The 18,833-nt window shown below is 53.4% G+C and carries 17 protein-coding genes and 2 pseudogenes; 13 read left to right on the forward strand and 6 right to left on the reverse strand.

What is annotated here, in order from left to right; translation table 11 throughout:
• Positions 1-95 precede the first annotated feature (95 nt).
• From cytR to SK39_RS10575, 7 genes and pseudogenes are all read left to right on the forward strand, one after another.
• Positions 96-1,156, forward strand: a pseudogene (gene cytR / locus SK39_RS10545) (DNA-binding transcriptional regulator CytR).
• A gap of 93 nt (positions 1,157-1,249) precedes the next feature.
• Entirely contained in the window at positions 1,250-2,230 is a 981-nt protein-coding gene (gene ftsN, locus SK39_RS10550; RefSeq protein ID WP_003840513.1) for a cell division protein FtsN, read from the forward strand.
• A 91-nt stretch (positions 2,231-2,321) separates the two neighbouring features.
• Positions 2,322-2,852, forward strand: a complete 531-nt coding sequence (gene hslV, locus SK39_RS10555) for an ATP-dependent protease subunit HslV (protein ID WP_003028805.1) — start codon at positions 2,322-2,324, stop codon at positions 2,850-2,852.
• Positions 2,853-2,861: 9 nt separating this feature from the next.
• Positions 2,862-4,193, forward strand: a complete 1,332-nt coding sequence (gene hslU / locus SK39_RS10560) for an HslU--HslV peptidase ATPase subunit (RefSeq protein ID WP_003028803.1) — start codon at positions 2,862-2,864, stop codon at positions 4,191-4,193.
• 67 nt (positions 4,194-4,260) lie between these two features.
• On the forward strand, positions 4,261-5,190 hold the full coding sequence (menA, locus tag SK39_RS10565; RefSeq protein ID WP_003028801.1) for a 1,4-dihydroxy-2-naphthoate polyprenyltransferase: 930 nt from the start codon (positions 4,261-4,263) through the stop codon (positions 5,188-5,190).
• A 92-nt stretch (positions 5,191-5,282) separates the two neighbouring features.
• Positions 5,283-5,768 (forward strand): ribonuclease E activity regulator RraA, encoded by a 486-nt coding sequence (rraA, locus tag SK39_RS10570; protein WP_003028798.1) that lies wholly within the window; start codon positions 5,283-5,285, stop codon positions 5,766-5,768.
• 159 nt (positions 5,769-5,927) lie between these two features.
• A pseudogene (locus SK39_RS10575) lies at positions 5,928-6,671 on the forward strand (SDR family NAD(P)-dependent oxidoreductase).
• A gap of 202 nt (positions 6,672-6,873) precedes the next feature.
• On the opposite strand, the gene zapB reads toward SK39_RS10575, so the two are convergent.
• On the reverse strand, positions 6,874-7,119 hold the full coding sequence (gene zapB, locus SK39_RS10580; RefSeq protein ID WP_088732415.1) for a septal ring assembly protein ZapB: 246 nt from the start codon (positions 7,117-7,119) through the stop codon (positions 6,874-6,876).
• Positions 7,120-7,547: 428 nt separating this feature from the next.
• On the opposite strand from zapB, the gene SK39_RS10585 reads away from it, so the two are divergent.
• From SK39_RS10585 to fpr, 4 genes are all read left to right on the forward strand, one after another.
• Entirely contained in the window at positions 7,548-8,393 is an 846-nt protein-coding gene (locus SK39_RS10585) for an MIP/aquaporin family protein (protein WP_003028793.1), read from the forward strand.
• A 21-nt stretch (positions 8,394-8,414) separates the two neighbouring features.
• Positions 8,415-9,923, forward strand: a complete 1,509-nt coding sequence (gene glpK / locus SK39_RS10590) for a glycerol kinase GlpK (protein WP_048216989.1) — start codon at positions 8,415-8,417, stop codon at positions 9,921-9,923.
• A gap of 135 nt (positions 9,924-10,058) precedes the next feature.
• A complete protein-coding gene (glpX, locus tag SK39_RS10595; protein ID WP_003840506.1) occupies positions 10,059-11,069 on the forward strand; it encodes a class II fructose-bisphosphatase in 1,011 nt (336 codons plus the stop codon).
• 95 nt (positions 11,070-11,164) lie between these two features.
• Positions 11,165-11,911, forward strand: a complete 747-nt coding sequence (gene fpr, locus SK39_RS10600; protein ID WP_048216990.1) for a ferredoxin--NADP(+) reductase — start codon at positions 11,165-11,167, stop codon at positions 11,909-11,911.
• A gap of 63 nt (positions 11,912-11,974) precedes the next feature.
• On the opposite strand, the gene SK39_RS10605 is transcribed toward fpr, so the two are convergent.
• Entirely contained in the window at positions 11,975-12,403 is a 429-nt protein-coding gene (locus tag SK39_RS10605; protein ID WP_048216991.1) for a DUF805 domain-containing protein, read from the reverse strand.
• A 100-nt stretch (positions 12,404-12,503) separates the two neighbouring features.
• On the opposite strand from SK39_RS10605, the gene SK39_RS10610 reads away from it, so the two are divergent.
• Positions 12,504-13,100, forward strand: a complete 597-nt coding sequence (locus SK39_RS10610) for a YiiQ family protein (RefSeq protein ID WP_003028785.1) — start codon at positions 12,504-12,506, stop codon at positions 13,098-13,100.
• A 111-nt stretch (positions 13,101-13,211) separates the two neighbouring features.
• On the forward strand, positions 13,212-13,979 hold the full coding sequence (tpiA, locus tag SK39_RS10615; RefSeq protein WP_003028783.1) for a triose-phosphate isomerase: 768 nt from the start codon (positions 13,212-13,214) through the stop codon (positions 13,977-13,979).
• Between the two features lie 39 nt (positions 13,980-14,018).
• On the opposite strand, the gene SK39_RS10620 is transcribed toward tpiA, so the two are convergent.
• From SK39_RS10620 to sbp, 4 genes are all read right to left on the reverse strand, one after another.
• Positions 14,019-15,491, reverse strand: coding sequence for a DASS family sodium-coupled anion symporter (locus tag SK39_RS10620; RefSeq protein ID WP_048216992.1), 1,473 nt, complete (start codon positions 15,489-15,491; stop codon positions 14,019-14,021).
• A 113-nt stretch (positions 15,492-15,604) separates the two neighbouring features.
• Positions 15,605-16,909: an SLC13 family permease gene (locus SK39_RS10625; protein WP_003840496.1), complete on the reverse strand. Its 1,305-nt coding sequence runs from the start codon at positions 16,907-16,909 to the stop codon at positions 15,605-15,607.
• Positions 16,910-16,982: 73 nt separating this feature from the next.
• Positions 16,983-17,732 carry a CDP-diacylglycerol diphosphatase gene (locus SK39_RS10630; protein ID WP_048216993.1) on the reverse strand — a complete coding sequence of 250 codons (750 nt, stop codon included), beginning with the start codon at positions 17,730-17,732 and terminating at the stop codon, positions 16,983-16,985.
• Between the two features lie 104 nt (positions 17,733-17,836).
• Positions 17,837-18,826 (reverse strand): sulfate/thiosulfate ABC transporter substrate-binding protein Sbp, encoded by a 990-nt coding sequence (gene sbp / locus SK39_RS10635; RefSeq protein ID WP_048216994.1) that lies wholly within the window; start codon positions 18,824-18,826, stop codon positions 17,837-17,839.
• Between the last annotated feature and the right edge of the window lie 7 nt (positions 18,827-18,833).

Below are 18,833 nucleotides of genomic sequence, written 5' to 3' on the forward strand. Positions count from 1 at the left end.
TGTAACCGCTTCCATTCACTATCTGATAAAAATGTTTCAGATGAAGGCTATTCAAGGACGAGTCTGTGCCAGCAGCTCTCTGGCGAGGAGAAAGAGTGAAACCGAATAAGCAGGTTGCCGCCGCTACGATGAAAGATGTTGCTCTGAAGGCGAAAGTCTCAACGGCAACCGTATCCCGCGCATTAATGAACCCAGACAAAGTCTCGCAGTCAACCCGTAACAAGGTTGAGCAGGCAGCGCTTGAAGTGGGATATTTACCCCAATCAATGGGGCGTAACGTTAAGCGTAATGAATCGCGTACCATTCTGGTGATTGTGCCGGATATCTGCGATCCATTTTTTAGCGAAGTGATTCGTGGCATCGAAGTCACCGCCGCAGAACAGGGATATCTGGTGCTTATCGGCGATTGCGCGCACCAGAACCAGCAGGAAAAGACCTTCCTCAACCTCATAATTACCAAGCAGATCGATGGCATGGTGCTGCTCAGCTCGCGCCTGCCGTTTGATGCCAGCGTGGAAGAGCAACGCAACTTGCCACCGATGGTTATGTCCAACGAGTTCGCGCCAGAGCTGGAACTACCCACCGTGCACATTGATAACCTCACCGCCGCCTTCAACGCGATGAACTATCTGCTGGAACTGGGGCATAAACGCATTGGCTGTATCGCCGGGCCCGAAGATATGCCGCTGTGCCATTACCGTCTGCAAGGTTACGTTCAGGCACTACGTCGCAGCGGAATTACTGTCGATCCGCATTTCATCGCGCGCGGTGACTTTACCTATGAAGCGGGAGCCAATGCGCTTAAACAGCTCCTGGCGCTACCACAGCCGCCTACCGCGGTCTTTTGTCACAGCGATGTCATGGCGCTTGGCGCCCTCTCTTACGCCAAACGTCAGGGCCTGAAGGTGCCCTCTCTTACGCCAAACGTCAGGGCCTGAAGGTGCCCGACGATTTATCGATTATCGGCTTCGATAACATTTCGCTCGCGGAATTTTGTGATCCACCCCTGACAACCGTCGCACAGCCGCGTTTCGATATCGGACGTGAAGCTATGCTGTTACTGCTCGATCAATTACAAGGACAGAACGTCAGCAGTGGCTCACGTTTACTGGACTGCGAGCTTATTATTCGGGGTACTACCCGGGCACTGACGTAAAGTAAAGTGCTTTCGGACTCCCCTGTCTGGTCAAAGGCCCGCCGCTTAAGTAACATGGCGGGCTGACGAACGAATAAATACAGCGAAACGATAGTGGCACAACGAGATTATGTACGTCGCGGCCAACCGGCACCTTCGCGGCGCAAGAAGAGCACATCACGGAAAAAACAACGCAATACGCCTGCGGTATCGCCCGCAATGGTTGCTATTGCTGCAGCCGTACTCGTGACCTTTATCGGTGGTCTGTATTTCATTACGCATCACAAGAAAGAAGAGTCCGAAACGCTGCAAAACCAGAAAGTCACCGGTAATGGCATCCCGCCAAAACCGGAAGAGCGCTGGCGATACATTAAAGAGCTGGAAAGCCGTCAGCCTGGCGTACGTGCGCCTACCGAACCGTCTGCCGGCGGCGAGGTGCTGAACGCCGATCAGCTAACCAATGAGCAGCGCCAGCTATTGGCGCAGATGCAGGCTGATATGCGTCAACAGCCAACGCAGCTCAACGAAGTGCCGTGGAACGAACAAACGCCTGAACAGCGTCAGCAAACGTTGCAGCGCCAGCGTCAGGTACAGCAACAGCAATGGGCCAACACGCAGCAGCAGGCTCAACAGCCGCGCACGCAACCACGGGTAGCGGAACAGCCTTACCAGCAGCCGCAAACGCGTACGGCGCAAACCGCGCCGGTACAGCAGCCGAAAGCACAGCCAAAACCGGCGGCGCAACAGCCGTATCAGGATTTGCTGCAAACGCCTGCGCATACCACCGCCGCTCAGCCGAAAACGCAACCGGCCGCGCCAATAACGAATGAAACGCAGCCGCCAAAACAGACGGCGGAGAAAAAAGATGAACGCCGCTGGATGGTTCAGTGCGGGTCATTTAAAGGCGCTGAGCAGGCGGAAACCGTGCGCGCGCAGCTGGCCTTTGAAGGGTTCAACTCGCGTATTACCACCAATAACGGCTGGAATCGCGTGGTCATTGGTCCGGTCAAAGGCAAAGAGAATGCCGACAACACCATCAGCCGCCTGAAGGTGGCTGGTCACACAAACTGCATTCGACTCGCCACTGGGGGTTGAAACCCCCAAAATCCCCCCCATCTATACTTGCATTACGCCCCGCACACTGTGCGGGGCCTGTACATTGCATTTGTAACCAAGGGGTCTGCTCGTGACAACAATAGTAAGCGTACGCCGTAACGGCCATGTGGTAATCGCCGGTGATGGTCAGGCCACACTGGGTAACACCGTAATGAAAGGCAACGTGAAGAAAGTCCGCCGTCTGTACAACGACAAAGTCATCGCGGGCTTTGCGGGCGGTACTGCGGATGCATTCACGCTGTTTGAACTGTTTGAACGCAAGCTGGAAATGCACCAGGGCCACCTGGTGAAGGCTGCCGTTGAACTGGCAAAAGACTGGCGTACAGACCGTATGCTGCGCAAACTCGAAGCGCTGCTGGCCGTCGCAGATGAAACGGCATCGCTCATCATCACCGGTAACGGCGACGTCATCCAGCCAGAAAACGATCTGATTGCCATCGGCTCCGGCGGTCCCTACGCCCAGGCTGCTGCACGCGCTCTGCTGGAAAACACCGAGCTTGGCGCACGCGAGATTGCTGAGAAAGCGTTGGATATTGCAGGGGATATCTGCATTTATACCAACCACTTCCATACCATCGAAGAATTGAACTCCAAAGCGTAAGGATCCCCCATGTCTGAAATGACCCCACGCGAAATTGTCAGCGAACTGAACAAACACATCATCGGCCAGGATAACGCTAAGCGTTCCGTGGCGATTGCCCTGCGTAACCGCTGGCGTCGTATGCAGCTCAACGAAGAGTTGCGCCATGAAGTCACGCCGAAAAACATTCTGATGATTGGCCCGACCGGCGTCGGTAAAACCGAAATCGCCCGTCGTCTGGCAAAACTGGCCAACGCGCCGTTCATCAAAGTTGAAGCAACCAAATTCACCGAAGTTGGCTATGTTGGTAAAGAAGTTGACTCGATCATCCGCGATCTGACCGATGCTGCCATTAAGATGGTCCGCGTTCAGGCAATCGAGAAAAACCGCTTCCGCGCTGAAGAGATGGCGGAAGAGCGCATTCTCGACGTGCTGATCCCACCGGCTAAAAATAACTGGGGACAGTCTGAACAGCCGCAGGAACCTTCTGCAGCGCGTCAGGCGTTCCGTAAAAAACTGCGTGAAGGCCAGCTGGATGATAAAGAGATCGAAATCGATCTCGCGGCCGCACCGATGGGCGTTGAAATTATGGCGCCTCCGGGAATGGAAGAGATGACCAGCCAGCTGCAGTCCATGTTCCAGAACCTGGGCGGTCAGAAGCAAAAACCGCGTAAGCTGAAAATCAAAGACGCGATGAAACTGCTGATTGAAGAAGAAGCGGCCAAACTGGTGAACCCGGAAGAGCTGAAACAAGAAGCTATCGACGCCGTTGAGCAGCACGGGATCGTGTTTATCGACGAAATCGACAAAATCTGTAAACGCGGTGAATCCTCCGGCCCGGACGTGTCCCGCGAAGGCGTACAGCGCGACCTGCTGCCGCTGGTTGAAGGCTGCACGGTGTCCACCAAGCACGGTATGGTGAAAACAGATCATATTCTGTTTATCGCCTCTGGCGCATTCCAGGTGGCGAAACCGTCCGACCTGATCCCGGAACTGCAGGGTCGTCTGCCGATTCGTGTCGAGCTGCAGGCGCTGACCACCAGCGATTTTGAGCGTATCCTTACTGAACCGAATGCCTCCATCACCGTGCAGTACAAAGCGCTGATGGCGACTGAAGGTGTGGACATCAACTTCACTGAATCCGGTATTAAACGCATTGCCGAAGCGGCCTGGCAGGTTAACGAAACCACCGAAAACATCGGTGCACGTCGTCTGCATACCGTTCTGGAACGTCTGATGGAAGATATTTCCTATGATGCGAGCGATTTGAACGGCCAAAGCATCACAATTGATGCCGAATATGTGAGCAAACATCTGGATGCGCTGGTCGCAGATGAAGATCTGAGCCGTTTTATCCTATAATCGCGTTCAATGCATTTTCATCACTGTTGATGGGGCTGATAAAGCCCCATTTTTATTGGCGCTAAATATGACTGAACAACAACAAATTAGCCGCTCACAAGCCTGGCTGGAAAGTTTACGACCTAAGACCTTACCGCTCGCCTTCGCGGCGATCATCGTCGGTACGGCATTAGCATGGTGGCAAGGATACTTCAATCCGCTGGTTGCTCTGCTGGCATTGATTACGGCGGGATTACTGCAAATTCTGTCCAATCTCGCTAACGACTATGGCGATGCCGTCAAAGGCAGCGACAAGCCCGACCGCATAGGACCGCTGCGCGGTATGCAAAAAGGGGTCATCACCCAACAGCAGATGAAGCGGGCGCTGATCGTCACCGTGGTCTTGATCTGCCTGTCCGGTCTGGCCCTGGTTGCTGTGGCCTGTCACACGCTGGCAGATTTTGTCGGCTTCCTGGTGCTCGGCGGCCTGTCGATCATCGCCGCAATCACCTATACCGTAGGCAATCGCCCTTACGGATATATCGGTCTGGGCGATATTTCCGTGCTGGTGTTCTTCGGCTGGCTGAGCGTTATGGGAAGCTGGTATCTGCAGGCGCATACGTTGATTCCGGCGCTCATTCTGCCTGCTACCGCCTGCGGCCTGCTGGCAACTGCCGTGCTCAACGTCAACAATCTGCGCGATATCAACAGCGACAGAGAGAACGGCAAGAACACACTGGTCGTACGTTTAGGCGCTGTCAATGCCCGCCGCTACCACGCCTGTCTGCTGATGGGCACGCTGGTCTGCCTGGCCCTGTTTAACCTGTTCTCACTGCAAAGCCTGTGGGGATGGCTGTTTATCCTCGCCGCTCCGCTGCTGATTAAACAGGCGCGATACGTGATGCGTGAGATGGATCCTGCGGCAATGCGCCCAATGCTGGAACGCACCGTAAAAGCGGCATTGTTAACTAACCTTCTGTTTGTCGTTGGAATTTTCTTAAGTCAGTGGTCTCTTTAACTGACAAATATCAATTAACAATTGATGATTTTGCCAACAGTACACATAGCGCGATATACTAAAAATTCTCGCAGCAACTGAACGTTGAGCCTATGAAATACGATACATCCGAGCTTTGTGACATCTATCAGGAAGATGTCAACGTCGTGGAACCACTGTTCTCTAACTTTGGAGGACGGTCGTCGTTTGGCGGACAAATCATCACGGTAAAATGTTTCGAGGACAACGGGTTGCTGTACGATCTGCTCGAACAAAACGGCCGTGGTCGCATTCTGCTGGTCGATGGCGGTGGTTCTGTCCGTCGTGCGCTGGTCGATGCCGAACTGGCTCGACTGGCCGTACAGAATGAATGGGAAGGTCTGGTCATCTACGGCTCAGTCCGTCAGGTAGACGATCTGGAAGAACTGGATATCGGCATTCAGGCGATTGCCGCGATTCCGGTCGGTGCCGCAGGGGAAGGTATTGGAGAAAGCGATGTACGCGTCAACTTTGGCGGTGTAACGTTCTTCTCTGGCGATCACCTGTACGCCGACAACACCGGTATAATCCTCTCCGAAGACCCGCTCGATATCGAGTAAAGAAAACACCGCAATTCGGTGTGATGCCAGTCGGTTAAACAACTGACTGGCTTTTTTTTGCCACACCACCCTTCCGATTCCCCCATCCAGCGCATTGACGAAGAAAAAACTCTCTCTATACCTAATGATGAATCTCATCACTCTCATCACGAGGTCATCATGCATATCGATCTGACAGGTAAAAAAGCGCTGGTCACCGGAGCCAGTCGTGGATTAGGGCGCGCCATTGCACTGTCGCTGGCGAAAGCCGGTGCTGATGTTGTTATAACCTATGAAAAATCTGCGGAGAAAGCCTAGGCCGTTGCCGATGAAATTACAGCACTTGGCCGCCATGGTGAGGCGATTCAGGCAAACAGTGCAGACGCTCAGGCGATTCAGAATGCCGTAAACCGCACGGTACAGTCACTCGGAGGACTGGATATCCTGGTCAACAACGCAGGGATCGCACGCGGCGGCCCGCTGGAGTCGCTGTCACTGGAAGACATCGACGCATTGATTAACGTGAACATCCGTGGCGTGGTAGTTGCCATACAGGCCGCGCTACCGCATCTCCCTGAAGGTGGGCGAATCATCAATATTGGCAGTTGTCTTGCCAACCGCGTCGCCCAGCCGGGGATTGCCGTCTACGCGATGACTAAATCAGCGCTCAACTCGCTAACCCGTGGCCTGGCTCGCGATCTCGGCCCACGGGGTATTACCGTTAATCTTGTCCATCCCGGCCCAACTGACAGTGATATGAACCCGGCAGATGGCGAGCAGGCAGAATCCCAACGGCAGCTTATTGCTACAGGGCATTACGGAACACCGGAGGATGTTGCAGCGGCGGTGACGTTTCTGGCAAGCCCAGCGGCTGGGCAGATTTCCGGCACCGGTCTGGACGTAGATGGGGGTTTGAATGCCTGAAATTAACGTTGTGTTGCGGTAAAACGATTGTATTGCCGGATGACGGCTTACGCCTTATCCGGCCTACACAGGAACGATTACGCAATAGATTTCGTCTTGTAGCAAGGCGGCAAACGAAGGTATCCCCAGGAGCGTAGTAAACTACGTGACTGGGGTAACTGAGCGCAGCCAACGCAGCTACGGCACGAAAGATGAAGCGTAATTAGACTTCTTCCATACGACCCAGCAGGGCATGCAGACGATCCTGCCAGCCATTCTGCTGTTCTTTCAGGTTGTTGTTCTCACGCTCCAGCTCTTCACGCTGCTGCTGTGCAGTCTGAACTTCCTGCGACAGTGAGTTGTTCTTTTCTTTCAGCTCTTCGATTTCCATCTGTAACAACGTGATGGTATCAATCGCCTGCTGTACTTTTGCTTCCAGTTTCTCAAACACTTCTAATGACATCGTCATACCTCTCCTGAATTGCAAGGCGTTGATGGATAAAAATCCTCGTCCCGATAACCGGCGACGCCTTAATAAAAACGAGCGCACTCTACTTAACACCGATTGTATGAAGCCGCGTCATCCCTGTCCAGCGGCATCCCGCGCAGATTGCGGTTTGCAACACTTTTAGTCTTTCTCCTGGTGACATGACTGTCATAACTCTTAAGTGTTAACAGATTGATCAGTGAAATGATTCAGCTCACACTATTTTTGTATAACAAATACCGCACAATGGCGCGAAAACGCTCATTTTGTTGATGCAGTACACACATTTTAATTTCGATATTTCTCGTTTTTGAGCGTTAACGATAAATTAACAGTGTGCCTACCGGCTCCGGGGATGTCAGTGACCTTCTCGCACACAATAAACATTAAACTCTCTTCAGGATCCGATTATGAGTCAAACCTCAACCTTAAAAGGCCAGTGCATTGCTGAATTCCTCGGTACCGGGTTGTTGATTTTCTTCGGTGTGGGCTGTGTCGCTGCACTCAAAGTAGCTGGTGCTACTTTTGGTCAGTGGGAAATCAGTATCATCTGGGGTCTGGGGGTAGCAATGGCTATCTATCTGACCGCAGGCGTTTCTGGTGCACACCTGAATCCCGCGGTAACCATCGCACTCTGGCTGTTCGCCTGTTTTGATAAACGCAAAGTTGTCCCTTTTATTATTTCGCAAATTGCCGGCGCCTTTTGCGCAGCGGCATTGGTTTACGGGCTTTATTACAATCTTTTCATCGATTTTGAACAAACCAACCATATCGTGCGTGGCACTACCGAAAGCCTGGGTCTGGCGGGTACTTTCTCCACCTATCCGAATCCGCATATCAATTTTGTGCAGGCCTTCGCGGTTGAAATGGTCATTACCGCTATTCTAATGGGGCTGATTCTGGCTCTGACCGACGATGGTAACGGTGTACCTCGTGGTCCGCTGGCACCACTGCTGATTGGCTTATTAATTGCCGTTATTGGTGCTTCCATGGGTCCGCTGACAGGTTTTGCGATGAACCCGGCACGTGACTTCGGACCGAAACTCTTCGCCTGGATGGCCGGATGGGGTGAGATTGCCTTCACAGGTGGTCGCGATATCCCTTACTTCCTGGTTCCGGTATTTGGCCCGATTACCGGCGCGATTTTGGGCGCATGGGCATATCGCAAACTGATTGGTCGCCATTTACCGTGCGATGTCTGCGTGATTGAAGAAAAAGACGCGGCGGCCAACACTCAACAAAAAGCTTCGCTGTAATGTGACTACGGGACAAAAATTATGACTGAAAAAAAATATATCGTTGCGCTCGACCAGGGCACCACCAGCTCCCGCGCGGTCGTAATGGACCACGATGCGAATATCGTTGCCGTTTCACAGCGCGAATTCGAGCAAATCTACCCGAAAGCAGGTTGGGTAGAACACGACCCAATGGAAATTTGGGCAACCCAAAGCTCTACGCTGGTTGAAGTTCTGGCGAAAGCCGATATCAGTTCCGATGAAATTGCAGCGATCGGTATTACCAACCAGCGTGAAACCACCATCGTCTGGGAGCGTGAGACCGGTAAACCAATCTACAACGCCATTGTGTGGCAGTGTCGTCGTACCGCAGATATCTGCGAAAAGCTTAAGCGCGATGGCATGGAAGAATACATCCGTAACAACACCGGCCTGGTGATTGACCCGTACTTCTCTGGCACCAAGGTGAAATGGATCCTCGACCACGTTGAAGGCTCGCGTGAGCGCGCTCGTCGCGGCGAACTGCTGTTTGGTACCGTGGACACCTGGCTTATCTGGAAAATGACGCAGGGACGCGTACACGTCACGGATTACACCAACGCTTCACGTACCATGCTGTTCAACATCCACTCCCTGGACTGGGATGACACGATGCTGGATGCGCTGGATATTCCGCGCGCCATGCTGCCAGAAGTGCGTCGCTCTTCTGAAGTGTACGGTCAGACCAACATTGGTGGTAAAGGCGGCATTCGTATTCCTATCTCCGGTATCGCCGGTGACCAGCAGGCAGCTCTGTTTGGCCAGCTGTGCGTAAAGGAAGGGATGGCGAAAAACACTTACGGTACCGGCTGCTTCATGCTGATGAATACCGGTGAGAAAGCCGTTAAGTCCGAAAACGGACTGCTGACCACCATCGCCTGCGGACCGACCGGGGAAGTGAACTACGCGCTGGAAGGTGCGGTATTTATGGCTGGCGCATCCATTCAGTGGCTGCGCGATGAAATGAAACTCATCAGCGATGCATTCGACTCTGAGTATTTCGCCACCAAAGTGAAAGACACCAACGGCGTGTACGTCGTTCCGGCATTTACTGGCCTGGGTGCACCGTACTGGGACCCGTATGCACGTGGCGCCATCTTCGGCCTGACCCGTGGCGTAAACTCCAACCACATCATCCGCGCAACGCTTGAGTCTATCGCTTATCAGACGCGTGATGTTCTGGAAGCGATGCAGGCTGACTCCGGTATTCGTCTGCACGCCCTGCGCGTTGACGGCGGTGCGGTCGCCAACAACTTCCTGATGCAGTTCCAGTCTGACATTCTGGGCACCCGCGTAGAGTGTCCGGAAGTTCGCGAAGTCACCGCATTAGGTGCAGCGTACCTGGCTGGCCTGGCAGTAGGCTTCTGGCAGAATCTGGATGAGTTGCAGGAGAAAGCGGTCATCGAGCGTGAATTCCGTCCAGGCATCGAAACCACCGAGCGTAACTTCCGTTACAGCGGCTGGAAAAAAGCGGTCAAACGCGCCATGGCATGGGAAGATCACGACGAGTAATACGTCATTGCCGGATGGCTACTTTGGCTTATCCGGCAAAATCTTCGTGCGGGGGCAACCCCGCACACACATCAATAATCTCGCCCCCTCCCCTGTGCTACACTTCGCGCCATTCCTTTCAGCTACGAGTTTGCAATGAGACGAGAACTTGCCATTGAATTTTCACGCGTGACCGAAGCGGCCGCGCTGGCTGGCTATAAATGGCTGGGCCGCGGCGATAAAAATACCGCTGACGGCGCGGCAGTGAACGCCATGCGTATTATGCTCAACCAGGTCAACATCGACGGCACCATCGTGATTGGCGAGGGTGAGATTGATGAAGCGCCGATGCTGTTTATCGGTGAAAAAGTCGGGACCGGTCTTGGTGATGCGGTCGACATCGCCGTCGATCCTATCGAAGGTACACGCATGACGGCAATGGGTCAGGCAAACGCGCTGGCCGTACTGGCTGTGGGCGATAAAGGCTGCTTCCTGAATGCGCCAGATATGTACATGGAAAAGCTGATTGTCGGCCCAGGCGCAAAAGGGTCTATCGACCTGAACCTGTCGCTGGAAGCCAACCTGCATAACGTTGCCGCTGCACTCAATAAACCGCTGAGTGAGCTGACCGTAACCATTCTGGCCAAACCACGCCATGATGAAACGATCGCCGAAATGCAAAAACTGGGCGTGCGCGTCTTCGCTATTCCAGACGGCGACGTTGCGGCCTCCATTCTGACCTGCATGCCAGACAGTGAAGTTGACGTGCTGTACGGCATTGGCGGCGCACCTGAAGGTGTGGTTTCCGCAGCGGTGATCCGCGCACTGGACGGCGACATGCAGGGCCGTTTGCTGGCGCGTCATGACGTCAAAGGCGACAGCGAAGAGAACCGTCGCATTGGCGAACAAGAACTGGCTCGTTGCGCCGCCATGGGCATTGAAGCGGGCAAAGCGCTGCGCCTCGATGAAATGGCGCGTAGCGACAACGTCATTTTCTCCGCCACCGGCATCACCAAAGGCGATTTGCTGGAAGGGATTAGCCGTAAAGGTAATATCGCGACCACCGAAACGCTGCTGATCCGCGGCAAATCACGTACGATCCGTCGCATTCAGTCGATTCACTACCTCGATCGTAAAGATCCCGATGTGCAGGCGCACATCCTGTAATTGATTTGATCAATAGAGCCTTCCAGCCCATATGGGCTGGAAATCTTTCGTCCAACGAACGAAGATAAGGCAATCAAAGCAGACAGGAGAAAACCATGGCAGATTGGGTAACAGGCAAAGTCACAAAGGTGCAAAACTGGACCGATGCCCTGTTTAGTTTGACCGTGCGAGCTCCAGTTCTTCCTTTCACTGCAGGTCAGTTCACTAAGCTTGGCCTTGAGATCGACGGCGAACGCGTCCAGCGCGCCTATTCTTACGTAAATGCCCCTGATAACCCCGATTTAGAGTTTTATCTGGTGACGGTTCCCGACGGCAAACTCAGCCCTCGTCTGGCAGCACTGAAGCCAGGCGATGAAGTGCAGGTGGTGAGTGAAGCTGCTGGTTTCTTCGTGCTGGATGAAGTCCCCGATTGCGAAACGCTATGGATGCTGGCGACCGGCACGGCTATCGGCCCATATTTGTCGATTCTGCAGTTAGGCAAGGACCTGGATCGCTTTAAAAATCTGGTGCTGGTCCACGCCGCGCGCTATGCCGCCGATTTGAGCTATCTACCGTTGATGCAGTCGTTGGAAAAACGCTACGAAGGTAAATTACGCATCCAGACGGTTGTCAGCCGTGAAACAGCCGCAGATTCGCTGACCGGACGTGTACCGGCGTTGATTGAAAGCGGTGAGCTAGAAAAAGCAGTCGGGTTGCCAATGGATAAAGAAACCAGCCATGTGATGCTGTGCGGAAACCCGCAAATGGTACGCGACACGCAGCAGTTGCTGAAAGAGACCCGGCAAATGACCAAACACCTGCGCCGTCGACCGGGCCATATGACCGCAGAGCACTACTGGTAAGAACGTTTCAATGCCCGGTAAACACCCGGGCATTTTGCCGGATGGCGCTTACGCTTATCCGGCCTACGAGTCAGCTCTGTACTTTACGTCCTGCGTATCCTTACCATATTTATTCGCGTCCTGGGTGCCAATGAACGCCCCCAGATCGATAAGCATACCAACCAGAATCAACGTTGGAACAAAGCGGCCTACCGCCCATTGCCAGACGCCGGGTAAAATCGCCCAATTTCCGGCCAGCAGCATCCACGCCAGGATCATCAACAGCGCCCACGCTCCGGAGCGCCCCCGGTCATGCAGACGTTTTACCGTCACTGCCGCCGTTGGCCATAGCAGACACACCAGACAAAAAGCCGCGGTCTGAATATCGAGTAATTCTTTGCTCGCCAGCGAAAACAGAACCAGCATGCTGACGATCCAGAGGCCAATCCAAATCCAGAAATCACGGCGCCCGATGCGCCCTTTAAATGAGAATAACCACTGCTGTATGGTCATGTAAGTTCCTTTATTATTACCTTCCAGAACAGTTTACCCTTTTGACAAGCTCGACGGTTACCGTTTTAATCGTGAGCAATGAGAATGAAAGGTACGATTGATGAAGCAAGGATTTACACTGTTTTTATTATTGTTTTCAGCCTTAACCGCGAGCACTGCGGTACTGGCGGAAGAGCCGTCGACGGCAACCACGGCCCCCTATTTACTGGCGGGCGCGCCGACCTTTGACCTGTCGATTAGCCAGTTTCGTGAAAACTTTAATACGCAGAATCCGAAGCTTATTCTGAATGAGTTCCGTGCCATCGACAGCAGTCGCGATCGAGCAAATCTCACCCGCGCAGCCAGTAAAATCAATGAAAACCTGTATGCGTCTTCCGCTCTTGAACGCGGCACCCTTAAAATCAAAAGCATGCAGATAACCTGGTTACCCATTCAGGGGCCAGAACAAAAGGCAGCCAAAGCGAAAGCGCTGGAATACATGACCGCCGTCATCCGCACCGTCGCGCCGCTGCTGACGAAAGAACAGAGCCAGAAAAAGCTGCAAAAACTGCTCGCCGCAGGCAAAGGTAAGCGCTATTACGCTGAAACAGAAGGCGCAATTCGCTATGTTGTTGCTGACAACGGTGAAAAAGGACTGACCTTCGCTGTTGAACCGATTAAGCTGGTACTATCAGAAAGTCTTGAGAAGGCGAATTGATGACAAAAAGCAAAGCCTTTCAGGGGATGAATCTCTATACTGTTTCACAGACCATGCTGCCCTCACGGGCGGCCATATTCCTTAATTCGCTGACAAGCGTGGAGAAATGAAATGCGACATCCTTTAGTGATGGGTAACTGGAAACTGAACGGCAGCCGCCACATGGTAAACGAACTGGTTGCTAACCTGCGTAAAGAACTGGCTGGCGTTGCTGGCTGTGCAGTAGCGATTGCTCCACCGGAAATGTATATCGACCTGGCGAAACACGCCGCTGCCGGTAGCCACATCATTCTGGGCGCGCAGAACGTTGACCTGAACCTGTCTGGCGCATTCACTGGTGAAACAAGTGCTGAAATGCTGAAAGACATCGGCGCGCAGTACATCATTATCGGTCACTCTGAGCGTCGTACTTACCACAAAGAATCTGACGAGCTGATCGCTAAAAAATTCGCCGTGCTGAAAGAGCAGGGTCTGACTCCAGTTCTGTGCATCGGTGAAACCGAAGCAGAAAACGAAGCGGGCAAAACTGAAGAAGTTTGTGCACGTCAGATCGACGCGGTTCTGAAAACTCAGGGCGCGGCAGCATTCGAAGGCGTCGTTATCGCTTACGAACCAGTATGGGCTATTGGTACCGGCAAATCTGCAACTCCTGCTCAGGCTCAGGCTGTTCACAAATTTATTCGTGACCACATTGCTAAAGCTGACGCGAAAATCGCTGAGCAAGTTATCATCCAGTACGGCGGTTCTGTAAACGCAGCTAACGCGGCAGAACTGTTCGCTCAGCCGGACATCGACGGTGCGCTGGTTGGTGGTGCTTCTCTGAAAGCAGATGCCTTCGCAGTCATCGTTAAAGCAGCAGAAGCCGCTAAACAGGCTTAAGTTGTTAAGGCGGGAGGAGCCCTCCTCCCGCTGTATTAACTACCAGTATCCCAACCAGTGCCACCAGAAGGCGCCGGTCACACCCCAAATGGTCAGGTTGATCACACTCATCACCAGCCCCGTTTTCCACCACTCCGCCAACGTGACATAGCCCGAACCAAAGATAATAGGCGCAGTACCCGTGCCATAGTGCGTGAGCGACATCATCAAGGAGGAGGAGAAACCGAGCATTAAACCAAGCAGCGCTGGCGGCGCGCCGAGGCCTAAGCCTGCGGCAAAGAACGCAGCGAACATAGCCGTAATATGCGCAGTTGTGCTGGCGAAAAAGTAGTGCGAGTAGACGTAAAGCAGGATCAACAACAGCGTCGCAACACTCCAGTGCACGCCAAGATGGTCGATTGCGCTACCCACGCTGGTTGCCAGCCATCCTACCAATCCCAGTTTGCTGAGAAAATCCGCCATCATCACCAGCGCGGCAAACCAGACTATCGTATCCCATGCCCCGCGGCATTTAAGAATGTCATCCCAGCTCAATACACCCGCCATCAATAGAATCGACAATCCAATTAACGCGGCGCTAGTGGGGTTTACGCTCCAGGCACTGCCCATCAGCATTGCTGGAACACCCGCCCATAGACAGAGCAGCAAAATGAACACCCCCAGGGTGATTTTCTCTGCCAAAGAAAGTGGACCCAGCGCATCCAGTTTTTGCCGCGCAAACTGCGGCGCATTTGGCGTGCGCGTGATAGCTGGCGGATAGAGCCACCAGATTACAATCGGCATGACAACCAGTGATACCAGTGCGGGAAGAAGCGCCGCAATAGCCCACATTCCCCAGGTCATGTTCAGCACGCCATCCGTCCCCTTTGTCAAAAAACTGACGATTAACGGATTAGGTGCGGTCGCGGTGATGAACATTGCCGAGCTGATCGGGTTAATGTTGTAGTTCACCAGCGCGAGATAACGGCCCGTTGAGCCATTCTCGGCATGGCCTGGCTGCGAGCCGAGGCTCTCCGCAATCGCCCGCATTACCGGGTGGATAATGCCACCACCACGCGCGGTATTGCTTGGCGTTACGGGTGCAATTAGCGTTTCCGCAAGGGTTAATGCCCACGCAATACCCAGCGTTCTTTTACCAAAGAGCGCAATAAACCCGTAGCCAATACGCGCGCCCAGGCCGGTCTTTAACAGACTTTGCGACAGCATAATGGATAAACCAATCAGCCAGATTAGCTGGTTAGAAAAACCACTCAATGCATCGTTCAATGCCGCGGAGGGTTTGCCTGGGTTAGTAACGCCTGTCATCGCCACCAGCATAATCGCCACAATCGCAATTGCACCAATGGGCATAGCTTTACCGATAATCGCGGCGATCGTACCAATAAACAGTGCCAGCAGGTGCCATGCTTGCGGGGTTACGTCAGGAGGACACGGGATAACAAACCAGATGGTCAGCGTAATCACAAGCGAGATGATGGCAGGCCAGCGGCGGATGGGGGTCAAACTGTCCATGAATCAATCCTTGAGTTTCCAGTGCGCAAATCTGCGCTCAGGCATTAACCGATATTGCCGCGCATAATACAATTCACTCACTCACAAAACATAAAATTAACATTTTGATACAGCTACAGTTTTCCCAACACCGTAAACCAGGCGTAATCCAGCGGCAGAAGAATCAAATACGTTGCCGCCGCCAGTGCGATACACAGCAGCATCCCTGCCCTTGCAGGTACTTTCCCGAGCGCCATCGCCACCACGATCGGTGAAGCCTGATACGGCAACAGTGGTGTGGAATAACCCAGCACCTGGATCATAATCACCGACAGCAGCGGGAATCCCGTCGCATCGGCAAAGCTTTGCGCCAACGTGGTATACAGCGCCGGAACACCGTTCGCCGTCATAATAAAATTAAGCGCCGTGGTAATACCGGTCAGCGCGAGGAAACTGGTAAACGGCTTTTCCGCATCCAGCGGCATCACCTGTAACAGCGCTTCGCCAACGGCGCTACCAATACCTGTCTGCGTGACGGTGATCGCCAGCCCCAGAATACCCGCCACATAAATACAGGTACGAATGTTGACCCCAGTGGAAAACTCGTCGCCATTGATAAAGCCAACCCGTGGGAGCAATGTGATAACTGCCGCCGCCAGCCCGGTCCACGCGGGGCCAATGCCGTGCCAGCTTTCGCTTACCCAAAGAAGCAACACCACCGCTAACATCCAGGCCAGACGTTTTTCATCTCCACTCATCGGTTCCGACGGCGTGAGATCGCGTGGCGCATGGGGCTTGCCAGGGAACAGCCAGCAGATAAGCACGATGAGAACTGCGCCTTTAAGCCAACCCAGAACCGGCGTATGCAGCAGCAAATAGGGAAGATAATTGAGGTGGATGCCGTAAGAGCCTTCCGCCGCGCCGCTCATCACCAGATTCGGTACGTTTGCGGGTAAAATCGTCGCAGAAAGCTGGAATGTCCCAAACCCAACGGCCAGTGCCAGACCATACCAGGCGCGCGTACCATCGTTAATTCCAGCTCGTTTCGCCATCGCTGCGACAATCGGCATCAGCAGCGCAATGCGGCCCATGTTGGATGGCATTACAAACGCCAGCGCGTAACTCAACAGCACCACACTCGCCACCATTAACGGCCAGGAGTCGGTCAACCGTGATGACAGCGCCCTCGCCGCCCTGTCCGCCAGCCCCGTTTTACGAATCGCGATACCCAGCACAAAGCCGCTAAACACCAACCAGAATGCGGAGGACGCAAAGCCGCCAAAGATCACATCCGGTGGCGCGATTTTGGCGACCATCGCCACGGCAAAGAACAGCAGCGCCGTTATAAACTCCGGCAGCAGCGACGTAGCCCAGAGCAGAATGGTGATGCCAACCACCAGAGAGGGGATAAACAGAGGGTGTGTAAGCCAGAGCGACATGCCTGTCTCCTGTTGTTTTTTTCAACAAGAATACGGGGACAGGCATGCGGAGTAAACGCCAGATTAGGTGGGGTTAACGCAGAATATCACATTGATGATCCTGAATTTCCTCAGCGGAGGCGAGATTCAGCGCCAGCAGATTGCGCTGAGTAGCCAGCAGAACAAAGGATTCATCGCTCTGACGCACCATCGCCAACGCATAGCTGCCCATATGCTCACGTGCATCCGGCACCTCTTCTGCCAGCATCATAAATGGGCTGCGTTGTGCCAGTTCATTTTCCGTGACGCGACGCGCCAGATATTCATGACCGCGCAGCCCACCTGGTAGAGGTAGCCAGCGGGTGCTGATTTTCGCCAGGTTGTCATCCAGCTGTTTTCTGACATCGGTTCGCAGGCAGGAGATATGAATATGCAGGTGATTTTGAGTACGCCCGCTACGTGAGTTAATGGTCAGAGAGACTGCTTTGTCAGGGATTTCCTGGCCGTATTTTTGGCTCATAAAGCTACGCGCCTGCCAGGCCAGCCAGAAAAAGTTCGGCGTGCCTGATTTCAACAGCAGTGGGCTTTCCGTACCGTTAATGCGATAAGTGGGCATCAACAAATATTGCAAAGGGCCGTTACGGTCTTTGAACACCACATATCCGGCATCCGTCTTCACTTCTGCGCATGGTGCAGGATCCTGCTGCTGCAACTGGTGCGGTAAGCATTGTTGAAGGACGATCTGGCGTAATGCGTCCGGGTTGCCGGTGAATTTCCAGTACCCGATGCCTGCAGCGGCGGCGATCACAATCACCGCCAGTAAAAGATAGCCTGCTTTTTTCATTACGCGTTTCCTGTATCCCATTGAAGGGCAAGAGTAACGCAAAACCATGACAAATAAAAAACCCGGTCGCGTTAGGCCACCGGGTCGGTAAATCACAGACTTATTTAGCGTTTGCTGATCTGGTCGAACGTACCGCCATTAGAGAAGTGCTCTTTCTGCGCTTTTGTCCAGCCGCCAAACTCTTCGTCGATGGTGAACAGCTTCAGCTGCGGAAATGCATTTTCGTATTTCTTCGCAACGTCTGTATCACGTGGACGATAGTAGTTTTTCGCTGCAATTTCCTGGCCTTCCGGAGAGTAGAGATACTTCAGATAAGCTTCCGCCACCGCTTTGGTGTCTTTCTTTTCCACCACTTTATCGACCACGGAAACGGTCGGCTCCGCGAGAATAGATTCACTCGGCGTCACTATCTCAAATTTGTCTTTACCCAGCTCGTTCGTTGCCAGCAGCGCTTCGTTTTCCCAGGCGATCAGCACATCACCGATACCACGTTCAACGAAAGTATTGGTTGAGCCACGTGCACCAGAATCGAGCACCTCAACGTTTTTATACAGGGCCTTCACAAAGTCTTGTGCCTTGGCCTGATCGTTGTTGTTGTGGTGCAGGGCATAGCCCCATGCCGCCAGATAGTTCCAGCGTGCGCCGCCTGAGCTTTTCGGGTTTGGTGTAATCACTGACACGCCGGGTTTGATCAAATCGTTCCAGTCATGAATTTGTTTGGGGTTGCCTTTGCGGACCAGGAACACGATGGTGGAGGTGTAAGGCGCAGAGTTATCCGGCAAGCGCTTAATCCAGTTTTTATCAATTCGACCACGTTCAGCAATGGCATCCACGTCATATGCCAGTGCCAACGTCACCACATCGGCTTCAATACCGTTGATGACAGAGGTCGCCTGTTTACCAGAGCCGCCGTGCGACTGGCGGATCACGACGTTATCGCCCGTTTCCTGCTTCCAGTGCGCGCTGAAGGCTTTATTGTACTGCTCGTACAGTTCACGTGTTGGATCGTACGATACGTTAAGTAACTGAATATCCTTTGCCAGAACGCTGGTTGATGCCAGCAATAATGTTAACCCTACGCCCCATTTGTTCATCGCCCAG

Source organism: Citrobacter sp. BIDMC107 (assembly GCF_001037575.1).
Taxonomy (GTDB): domain Bacteria; phylum Pseudomonadota; class Gammaproteobacteria; order Enterobacterales; family Enterobacteriaceae; genus Citrobacter; species Citrobacter freundii.